This window comes from Halodesulfurarchaeum sp., assembly GCF_036626455.1.
In the GTDB taxonomy this organism is placed as follows: domain Archaea; phylum Halobacteriota; class Halobacteria; order Halobacteriales; family Halobacteriaceae; genus Halodesulfurarchaeum.
Genome location: NZ_JAZKRK010000025.1, coordinates 19,951 through 29,666, shown reverse-complemented (window position 1 = coordinate 29,666; position 9,716 = coordinate 19,951). Strand labels below are relative to the sequence as shown.

Genomic DNA, 9,716 nt, shown 5'->3' with positions numbered 1-9,716 from the left:
GGCCCACTTCTGTGTGACTCAAACCACGAAGCGACCAGCTCGCTGTGTCGCTTCGCGTTTAGTCGGTGGTCTGCCGTAGGCGTGCGGATTTGAACCAGAGGAAACCTCGCTCCGCTCGGTTTCCAGGGCTCAAATCCGCACTGGCCCTGGACTGAGCACGCAATCCGCACTTCGAAAAGAGCCATTTCCCCAGCGACCGAAGAAATCCCCATGACCCTCCAGCGACAGATCGACGGCATCGCCATTGGGCTGGCAGCGATTCCGATTATCGCCGCGATCCTTTTGTGGCCCGTGTTACCAGCCGAAATGGCGATTCACTGGAGTGGAGGCAGTCCTGACACTTTCGTTGCAAAACCACTTGCAACACTGGGCCTGTTTGCCTTTGCAGTCGGGACGATCGTCTTCGTTCGCGTGGCCCCGGACTGGATCACGAACACCCCCGGCGGAGAGAGCCTCTCTGTCCTGTTTCTGGGTGTCGTCTTCGCGTGGGTGGAAACAATCGTCCTCGCGTGGAACCGTGGCCTGCGGTTCTCGGTCGAACTCGCACTCGTCCCGATCCTCGTGCTGGCCGTCGGATTGCTGGGGTATGCATTCTGGTGGCGGTGATCGATGCCGGGTTAGCTCCGGGGAACGACACGTAGATACGTCCCCCACACCCAGGCACGCGCATGGAGGTGGCGCTCGTCATCCTCGACGGCTGGGGACTCGCCGACGGTGACCGGCTGAACGCCGTAAAGGCCGCAGCGACCCCCACGTTCGACCGATATTGGGAGTCGGGCGCGACCGGAACGCTCCGAACGGATGGCCCAACCGTCGGCCTTCCAAAGGGGCGCATGGGCAACAGCGAAGTCGGACATCTCACCATTGGAGCCGGACGGGCGCTCGACCAACCCGCACTGCGCATCGATCGCCAGATCGAAGCGGGCGAGTTCTGTGACAACGTCGCACTCGATGCCGTGTTCGATGCGGCTGACAGCCGAGACGGCCGCGTCCATCTGCTCGGACTCGTGAGCGACGGCGGAGTGCACGCCGATCAGGCCCACATCCACGCGCTCATCGAATGTGTGGCCGAGCGGGGCCTCAAAGCGGTGACACATGCGTTCATGGACGGACGAGACACGGATCCGACCGCAGGGAAAGAGTTCATCCAAGACTTGACGGAGGTCATCGACCAGGTCGGAACCGGCGACGTGGCAACTGTATCGGGACGGTACTATGCGATGGATCGGGACACGAACTGGGAGCGAACCCAGCGGGCCTACGACGCGATGGTCAATCGCGAGGCGGCCCACCGAGCCGACTCACCACTCGAGGCAGTCCAAGACTCCTACGACAGAGGCGACACCGACGAGTTCATCGAACCGACGGTAATCGAGGGGGGGCCACCACTCGAGGACGGGGACAGCGTGGTGTTCTGTAACTTCCGAGCGGATCGAGCGCGCCAGTTGACACGGATGCTCGCCGACATCGAGCCAGTCTGGCCCGGGTGGACCGATCCCCCGGACATTGCATTCACGACGATGACCGAATACGACCGGACCTTCGACCTGCCGACGGTTATCGATCCCAACGAGCCGACGACGACCTTAGGATCTGTCCTCGAGGCCGAGGACCGGACGCAACTTCGGATCGCCGAGTCGGAGAAATACCCCCACGTCACGTATTTCATCAACGGTGGCCGAGAGGTCGAGTTCGACGGCGAGATCCGAGAGATCGTCGCCAGCCCGGACGTTCCGACCTACGACGAACAACCGGAGATGAGCGCGCCCGCCGTGACAGACGTCGGGATCGAGATCATCGAGAACCAGGACCCGGACGTGATGGTGCTCAACTACGCGAATCCGGATATGGTCGGGCACACTGGAGACTACGATGCAGCCATCGAAGCTGTCGAAACCGTCGACGCCCAACTCGATCGACTCGGCGCGGCGGTGCAGGCAGCGGGCGGTCACCAACTCGTGATTGCCGACCACGGAAACGCAGAGAAAATGGGGACACCGGACCATCCTCACACCGCTCACACGTTTGAGCCGGCTCCATTCATCTCGCTCGGACCGAACGGAACGAACGGAGCGGTCCGGGACGGTGGGACACTCGCAGACATTACGCCGACAATCCTGTCACTGATGGGCATCGAGAAACCTGCCACGATGACCGGCCAATCACTTCTAATGGACACAGATCAGGATTCGTGAAGGATCGAGCCATCGCCGACCGTTGTCTCGACTGACACGCCCGACAGCGCCGTCTCCCTCGTGACACGGGGACGGGGCGAACATATTTACCGATCGAGAAAAGTTATTAAGCAGCGATTCGGGAATGCCGTATTCGATGGGTGAAAGCAACCCCCTCCCGTGCCGGTCGGAAACAAATTACTACTTCCATGGACCAAAGTCGAAGAAACGCACTGAAGGGAATCGCCTCATCGGCGACGGTCGGTCTCGCCGGATGTCTGGGATCCCAAACGGTGCCTTCGACAGCAACCACCACCGCCACGACCACGAGTGCCGATTCGGAGACCGTCCGCGCAGCGTTCGTCTATCACGACGTTGTTGGTGACTTCGGCTGGCAGTGGGCCCACGAACAGGGACGGCGCACGATCGAGGCAGAGTTCGAATGGTTGGAGACGGAAATCTTCGAGAAGTCTGACCCGACCGAGTCCGAACGGCGATTCGAACAGTACGCCCAACGGGGCTTCGACATCATCTTCGCCACCTCGTATGACTATATGGACCCGGTGTACTCGGTCGCACCAGATTTTCCCGACGTCAAATTCGAACATTGTTCGGGGTACAAAGAACGGGAGAACATGGGACGGTATTTCGGCCGGATGTATCAACCTCGATTTCTCAGCGGAATCGCGGCCGGGTTGTTGACCGAACAGGACGATATCGGGTACGTGGCTGCATACCCGATCCCGGAAGTGATCCGTGGCATCAATGCCTTCGCTCTCGGAATCGCCGAGGTGGCCCAAGATGCCACCGTCCGGGTCCACTATACGAACACCTGGAGCGACGCGACGATCGAAAGTGATGCAGCAGAGACTCTCATGGGCGATGGCGCGGACGTCATTGCCCAACATCAGAACTATCCTGCTGCGGCCCAGCGCGCCTCCGAAGCCGGTATCTGGGCGATTGGATACAACTCACCGATGGGAGACATCGTCGGGGAGAACTACGTCACCTCGCCGATCTGGGATTGGTCCGTTTTCTACCGGGATGCGGTCACCCAGGTGTACAACGAGAGGTGGGAGCCTGACTTCTTCTGGAAAGGGTTAGAGAGTGGCATCGTCGGCCTCTCTGACTGGGGGCCAAACGTGCCGACATCGGTCATCGACCAGGTGAAGGAGGAGCGAGAACGGATTCTCAATGGTGACCAAGCTATTTGGGCGGGGACAGCCTACGAATCAGCAACCGACGCAGAACTGTACACGGAGATGAATGACTACGTCGATAACGTAGTCGTGGATTCGGAAGGTTGATTATGAACACGGACCCGCTGCCGATTATCGTGTGGACGGGCGAATCAATGTCGTCGAATCCTGACTGTTCATGAACGACAGCAAGCCCCTTTCGTCGGACCCTCCAAACGGGAGACCAGTGCGAAAACGGTTCCGGGCGTTTGTGCCGGACGCTATACGGCGAAACCTGACGTTCAAACTCCTCTTGTTGCTCATCCTCGGCGCAGTGATAAGTGCGGGCGTCGTGATGGTTTCTTATTCGACCGTCAACGGGGGGTTGACGACACAGGTTGAATCACAAATCGAATCGGACACCACGGTCCAGGCGACGGTGTACGAAAACTGGCTGAAAGAGCGCTGGACTACCGTCGATAGTATCGCGGAAGAACCCGAGATGCAGCACGACTCCCCGAGCGTGTTACACCAATGGCTGATTGGCGAACAGACCAGTCTCTCGTCCGAGGTGCAATCCCTCCACGTCGTCGACACCGAGTCCGGGATCGTCCTCGGAAGCACGGATTCGACCCTCCGTGGGATGAACCTGTACGATCAGGGTCTCCAGCCCGACACCACCGAGCAATTGTTATTCATCTCTCAACAACCGATCTCGCTCAGCAACGGCGGGGAGCAAATGACACTTGTCGGCACTCATTCGGCCGGCCGGATGCTTATCGCTGGGGTGCCGGCGAACACGACTCTCGTCAAGTCGACTGCGTACGAAAACGGAAAAAGCGGGCTCTATTCGCTCTCTGGGCACCGGTTACTCGGTAACACCGGCCCCGAAACGGTCTCGCCACCGATCGAGCCAGGGGACGGGACTGCCGTGTTCCGAACCGAAACCGCCGTTCTGGGCTCACGGATTATCGCTCATGACGTATTGGATGCGGAGCCCATCGAAAGATACGACGAATCGACCAGCATCGGAACGATGGTCGTAACGGTTACCCCGAAAGCCGAAGCGTTCGCGTTTCGGCAACAGATATTGAACACGTTATTTGTTGCGTTCAGCCTCACCTTTGCACTCCTCGTCGGCAGTGCCGTCGTGACGATGCGGTCGGTGACCCGGGAAATCAACCGGCTTGCAGGGAAGGCCGGCCAGATCAGCGATGGCATCTTCGACGTGAATATGTCCTCCGATCGTCGTGACGAACTTGGAGCCCTCTACCAGTCGATCGGGGAGATGCGGGATTCACTCGAGGAGCGGATCCAACAGGAGCGGGAACAAAAAGAGGCGATCGAATCCGCCCGTCAAGAGGCTGAACAGGCTCAACAGGAACTCCGGGAAGTGATCGATCTGGTACCCGATCGCATCTTCGCCCGGTCCCGCGACGGCACCTACCTCCTGGCGAATGAGGCAACAGCAGAAACGTATGGACTTCAACCGGAGGAAGTCGAGGGCCGGAAGATCGAAGCTATCGAAACCGATCCCGAAATGGTCGACAAATTCCGGACGGAGGACCGGACGGTCATCGAGACCGGGGAACCCATTACCATCCCTGAGGACGAGATCAGGACCCCTGGCGGGGACCGACGCATCGACCAGACCACGAAGATTCTCTTTGAACCCCCTGGCCGTGACGAACCGGCCGTCCTCGGGTACGCGCGTGACGTGACGGCACTCAAGGAATACGAACACCAACTCGAGGAACAGCGGAACAATCTCGAGGTCCTCAACAAAATGGTTCGCCACGATATTCGCAACAACCTCCAACTGGTCGTCGCCTACGCCGACACCCTTGAATCACACGTCGACGAGACCGGCGAGGAGTATCTAAATCAAGTCATCGAAAGTGCCCAACAGGCGGTGGACATCACTCGAACGGCCCGTGACGTCGCCGAGGTGATGCTCCAGACCGATTCCGAACTCGAAGCCATCCCGTTGAAGTCGACGGTCGAGAGTGAAATCGAGAAGGTTCAGTCCCGTTTCGACGAGGCAGTGATCGAAGCCGCCGGGACAATCCCCGACCGGGCGGTCAGGGGAGACGAGATGCTCGCGTCCGTCTTTCGGAACTTGCTCCAGAACGCAGTGATTCATAACGATGCCACGGTCCCGATGGTCGATGTCACGGTAGAGACAACCGAGGACCGCGCCAGGATTCGGATCGCGGATAACGGACCCGGCATTCCGGACGACCGCAAGGAGGAGATCTTCGAGGAACGGAAAAAGGGACTCGATAGCGAAGGAACGGGGTTGGGGCTGTACCTGGTCAGAACGCTGGTCGATCAATACGGCGGGAGGGTCTGGGTCGAAGACAGGGAGACGCCGTTATCCCGATCACCAGATGGCGAGATCGGTAGTGATGTCTCGGGTGGGACCGAGTTCGTCGTCGAACTCTCCCTCGCGGATTAGCAAAAGCGCCATTCGGCTTGTTTGACCTCCTCCCGCGCCTGAAGACGCGGGAATCCTGCCATGGGAATCATCCGACCCGAAAAGGCGGGAGTGACCGATGAGGAATCCTGGAACAACCGTTCGCCGTCCAACTCGACCCGGCGATTGGTATCCCGCTCAAAGAACTCGACTTCGTAAGTATAAGTAATACTATAAATAGTGCCGTTCCGGACTGCGTTGGGCTCGGCCGTCCGGTCGGGGGCCGAGGGTGTGGATCTCCCAATCGACGAAGATCACGTCCGCGGGTGCAGCAATACTCTAAGGGCCAGGCTGGAGTGCAAAGCGGCTGGGTTTCCAGCGCTCATAGGCGGCGGTAGCCGGTCTCGTCCTGGACGATGGTTCCCTCACGAGCCAGTTTTTCGAGGGCCGAGCGAACCCGGTCAGGCGGAACCCCTCGCTCGCTTGCGTATTCGACCACAGCCGTCTCGGTTGGTTCATCGAGCGTGTCGATCGCGTCGAGAATTCGGTCCCGCTGACTGCTTGGCCCCCTGTTCTGAGACGTCCCCGCTGCTTCGATTGCGTCCGGATCGAGACCGTGTTCCGAGAGATACGCCTCGTCGTCGACACCGACCGAATCGATCTGCTCGGCCATCACCCCGACCGAATCCAGGTCCTCGTATGCGTCCGCCCGATCCTGCGCGGAGGCGAGCATCGCCGCCCGAACTTCGCGGGCTTCGTCCTGACTCTCGGTCCGGACGAACTGTTTCAGGCGTTCGAACTCGTGGCGCTGCCCACACCGAGGACAACTCGTGGTCTCAGGTCGGTCCTCGACGATCCAGAGCGCCTGGCAGTTCGAGCACCCCACCACCGCGTACATGGCCATACCTGAGCCGTGCTCGTAGTTAAACATCGAGGTCCCCGACTGCAACGGTGCTATTCTGCGCCGACCCGGTCGAGAAACCTATCAAAGGCCCCACTTTCCGGATGAAGGTGCGCATACGTTCCAAGCGTGGCGTATTCGGTCAGGCCATCTCTGCCGTTTGCCATGCCATCGCCCCGCTCCATCTCGAAGGCAAGCGTTGCATCGGCATCGAGTGAGGCCGTCGAATAGTGGAACTCGTGCCCACGCACCCGGTCGCCCGGGTCTGCAGTGACCGTTCGCCGGTCCGCACGGAGTTCGACGTGGTCGAGTGCCTGATAGCGCTCGGTCATCTCGATTTCCGCGGGTAACACCCCGGCCATTCGATACGTCTCCCCATCAGTGGTTTTCAGGGACCGAGAGAGCGCCATCAAGCCGCCACACTCCCCCAAAATCGGTGTGCCCGACTCAGCCCGCCGGCGTATCTCGGGTAGGGACTCGCTCGTGGCGAGTTCCCCAGCGAACCGCTCCGGATACCCCCCTGGCAGATAGATGCCGTCACAGTCCGGGACAGGGTCCCCAGCGACGGGGGAAAACGGTTCGACGGTAGCGCCGGCACCGAGTCGCTCCATTGTCGCCGGATAGAAAAACGAAAACGCCTGGTCCCTGGCGACGGCGATGCACGAATCCGTTTCGGGCGGGCTGGTGACCCCAGGGGCTGACACTGGTTCACGGGCTGTTTCCACCAACCGTTCCGTTCGAATGTGACCCGCTGCATCACGGAGCTGTTCCCGCGGCAGGGGTGCCTCCTCGCCCATGTGTAGGCCGAGATGCCGATCGGGAACCGCCAGGTCCTCCGAGGGGGGCACGCGGCCGAAATACGTCAACTCTTCGGGGAGTGCCTCCCGAATCCCGCGTTCGTGGCGCCCCCCGTGAGCCCGTTGGGCGAGTATTCCGGCCACTTCGATCTCCCGCCCGGCCCGCTTGGCGTAGCTCTGGAAGCCAAGCGCCGTTGCCGCCACACTCTCCATCCCGGCCTTGGCATCGACGACGAGAACGACTGGTAGATCGAGGATTTCCGCAACCATGGCCGTGCTCGATGCGTCCCCATCGTAAAGCCCCATCACACCCTCGATCACGGCGATATCACCGGTTCCACGGGCATAATTTCGCCTGACACCATATGGACCTTCCATCCAGACGTCGAGGGTGCGGGACGGTTTGCCGGCCACTTCGGCGTGGTGGCTCGGATCGATGAAGTCGGGCCCGGCTTTGGCCGGTTGGACCGAATAGCCTGCTTCCTGCAAGGCTGTCATGACAACTAATGATGCGACAGTTTTCCCCACCCCGGATGCGGTCCCCGCAAGCACAAACCCCCTCATGGCCGGTGGGCCTCCGCAAGCGTTCGCGCCCGGTCCCAGTCCCCATCCCGGAGTGCCGATCGAATCCGGTCGTCTTCTAACACGGCCCACAGAAACGCCCGTCGCTCGGATTCCGGAACGTTCCCGACTGTCTCGCGCAGTTCAGACTGCAACGCGACCATCGGATCGATCGCCTCGATCTCGTCTTCCAGTCGTCGTCTGAGGTATTTGCTCACCGCCGGACTCGCACCGCCGGTCGAAAAACCCACGGTCACGTGGTCACCACTGATCACACTTGGTGTGACCGTCTCACCGATCTCATCGACACGGTTGACGAGGGCGCCTACGGCGTTTGCCGCCTCTGCGAGACGGTCATTAAGCGGTTGGTCATCCGTCGCGGGAATCACCAGGAATGCCGAGTCGACGTATTGGGCAGCCAGGTCCGGATCGATATCGGTCCTGATACACCGACAATCGATCTTCGAGAAGCGGTCGATGAACTCTCGGGAACGAACTATCACGTCGGCTTCAGGTGCAAAGAGGGCTGCTTTCCTCGCGGCAACCAGGCCACCGCCGAAGATAAGGACCTGTTTTCCGTCGAAGTCATGAAAGAGCGGAATCATCGGTTATCGGGGGACCGAGACGTGCCATCGGCCCAGTTGATATTGGGGACCCGGTCGCGCATCGATACCACCTCGCCAATGACCGTCGTTGCCGGGGGTTCGACCGCGGACTCCTCCGCGCGATCGATGATGGTGCCCAATGTCCCTGTGACCGTCTGTTGTTGGTCCCAGGTGACCTTCTCGATCATCGCTACCGGAACCCGCTCTGGAACCCCGCGGTCCCGTAGTCGTGAGACGTAATCGGGGAGGCGTTTGACGCCCATGAGGACGATGAGCGTCTCGCCACCCGATACCCGTTCGGCCAGTGCGTCCCAGTCCACGTGACTGTCCGATTTCTCCGCGGCTTCGTGGCCGGTGATGACGGTAAAACTCGAGGAAATCTCCCGGTGTGTGACCGGAATCCCGGCCAGTTCCGGTGCGGCGACGACACTCGTGACCCCCGGGACCACCCGAAAGGGCACGCCATGCTCTGCCAGGTACTCCGCCTCCTCCCCACCGCGACCGAACACCACCGGATCGCCCCCTTTGAGCCGCACAACCGAATCGCCCTGCTCGGCGCGGGCGACCATGAGATCGTGAATCTCGGTCTGTGTGGTCCGGGGCTCGGTCCGTTTGCCGACGTCAATACATTCGGTCCCCTCGAGGGAACTGATGATCGCCGCACTCGTCAACGAGTCATAGAGGACGACATCGGCACTCCGGAGCAATCGCCAGGCTCGAACCGTCAACAGACCCGGATCGCCAGGTCCGGCTCCCACAAGAGCGAGGGAACCGGATTCGTCGGCCCACAGTTCGGCTGATGGTTCGACCGCACCGGCCGTCGTGAAATCATCCTCACAGCCGCTTGTCGCGGCCCCATCTTCGAATTCCCCGTTTAATCGGGTCATTGCACGCCCAACCGGTGGCGCAGGCGGCTGCCGATTAATCTCTCCGACCGGTGTGATCGGAACGGTCGCTGTGTCCGTCTCCGACACAGACGACCCTGGGACGGGTGCCTGCTCGAAGATCAATGCCTCAGGTGAGTCCCCCATCCTTTCCTGATGCTCCGTCGTCGACCCTATTAAATCTAATTTTGTTTATCGCA

The 9,716-nt window shown here is 60.5% G+C and carries 8 protein-coding genes; 4 read left to right on the top strand and 4 right to left on the bottom strand.

Annotation, left to right across the window (positions count from 1 at the left end):
- The first annotated feature begins 210 nt into the window (after window positions 1–210).
- The 4 genes from V5A26_RS08285 to V5A26_RS08270 all read left to right on the top strand — a co-directional run bounded on the left by V5A26_RS08285 (window position 211) and on the right by V5A26_RS08270 (window position 5,810).
- Window positions 211–606 (top strand): DUF1648 domain-containing protein, encoded by a 396-nt coding sequence (locus tag V5A26_RS08285; protein ID WP_332321106.1) that lies wholly within the window; start codon window positions 211–213, stop codon window positions 604–606.
- A gap of 62 nt (window positions 607–668) precedes the next feature.
- Window positions 669–2,195 (top strand): 2,3-bisphosphoglycerate-independent phosphoglycerate mutase, encoded by a 1,527-nt coding sequence (gene gpmI / locus V5A26_RS08280; protein ID WP_332321107.1) that lies wholly within the window; start codon window positions 669–671, stop codon window positions 2,193–2,195.
- A 188-nt stretch (window positions 2,196–2,383) separates the two neighbouring features.
- Window positions 2,384–3,481, top strand: a complete 1,098-nt coding sequence (locus V5A26_RS08275) for a BMP family ABC transporter substrate-binding protein (RefSeq protein ID WP_332321108.1) — start codon at window positions 2,384–2,386, stop codon at window positions 3,479–3,481.
- Window positions 3,482–3,599: 118 nt separating this feature from the next.
- The gene (locus V5A26_RS08270) at window positions 3,600–5,810 is read left to right on the top strand and encodes a sensor histidine kinase (RefSeq protein WP_332321109.1); all 2,211 of its coding nucleotides are present in this window, start codon (window positions 3,600–3,602) and stop codon (window positions 5,808–5,810) included.
- Window positions 5,811–6,150: 340 nt separating this feature from the next.
- On the opposite strand, the gene V5A26_RS08265 is transcribed toward V5A26_RS08270, so the two are convergent.
- The 4 genes from V5A26_RS08265 to cobA are packed head-to-tail and all read right to left on the bottom strand — an operon-like array spanning window position 6,151 to window position 9,663.
- Entirely contained in the window at window positions 6,151–6,672 is a 522-nt protein-coding gene (locus V5A26_RS08265) for a DUF5817 domain-containing protein (protein ID WP_332321110.1), read from the bottom strand.
- 50 nt (window positions 6,673–6,722) lie between these two features.
- Window positions 6,723–8,030, bottom strand: coding sequence for a cobyrinic acid a,c-diamide synthase (locus V5A26_RS08260; protein WP_332321111.1), 1,308 nt, complete (start codon window positions 8,028–8,030; stop codon window positions 6,723–6,725).
- Entirely contained in the window at window positions 8,027–8,632 is a 606-nt protein-coding gene (locus tag V5A26_RS08255) for a precorrin-2 dehydrogenase/sirohydrochlorin ferrochelatase family protein (protein ID WP_332321112.1), read from the bottom strand. The genes V5A26_RS08260 and V5A26_RS08255 overlap by 4 nt, the downstream gene beginning before the upstream one ends.
- The gene (cobA, locus tag V5A26_RS08250; RefSeq protein ID WP_332321113.1) at window positions 8,629–9,663 is read right to left on the bottom strand and encodes a uroporphyrinogen-III C-methyltransferase; all 1,035 of its coding nucleotides are present in this window, start codon (window positions 9,661–9,663) and stop codon (window positions 8,629–8,631) included. Before cobA ends, V5A26_RS08255 begins: the two co-directional genes overlap by 4 nt.
- Window positions 9,664–9,716 lie beyond the last annotated feature (53 nt).

What these genes read in the sequence shown, in the direction of transcription:
- V5A26_RS08285 (WP_332321106.1), top strand. Translation starts at nt 211, where the DNA reads ATGACCCTCCAGCGACAGATCGACGGCATCGCCATTGGGCTGGCAGCG.
- gpmI (WP_332321107.1), top strand. Translation starts at nt 669, where the DNA reads ATGGAGGTGGCGCTCGTCATCCTCGACGGCTGGGGACTCGCCGACGGT.
- V5A26_RS08275 (WP_332321108.1), top strand. Translation starts at nt 2,384, where the DNA reads ATGGACCAAAGTCGAAGAAACGCACTGAAGGGAATCGCCTCATCGGCG.
- V5A26_RS08265 (WP_332321110.1), bottom strand. Translation starts at nt 6,672, where the DNA reads ATGGCCATGTACGCGGTGGTGGGGTGCTCGAACTGCCAGGCGCTCTGG.
- V5A26_RS08260 (WP_332321111.1), bottom strand. Translation starts at nt 8,030, where the DNA reads ATGAGGGGGTTTGTGCTTGCGGGGACCGCATCCGGGGTGGGGAAAACT.
- V5A26_RS08255 (WP_332321112.1), bottom strand. Translation starts at nt 8,632, where the DNA reads ATGATTCCGCTCTTTCATGACTTCGACGGAAAACAGGTCCTTATCTTC.
- cobA (WP_332321113.1), bottom strand. Translation starts at nt 9,663, where the DNA reads ATGGGGGACTCACCTGAGGCATTGATCTTCGAGCAGGCACCCGTCCCA.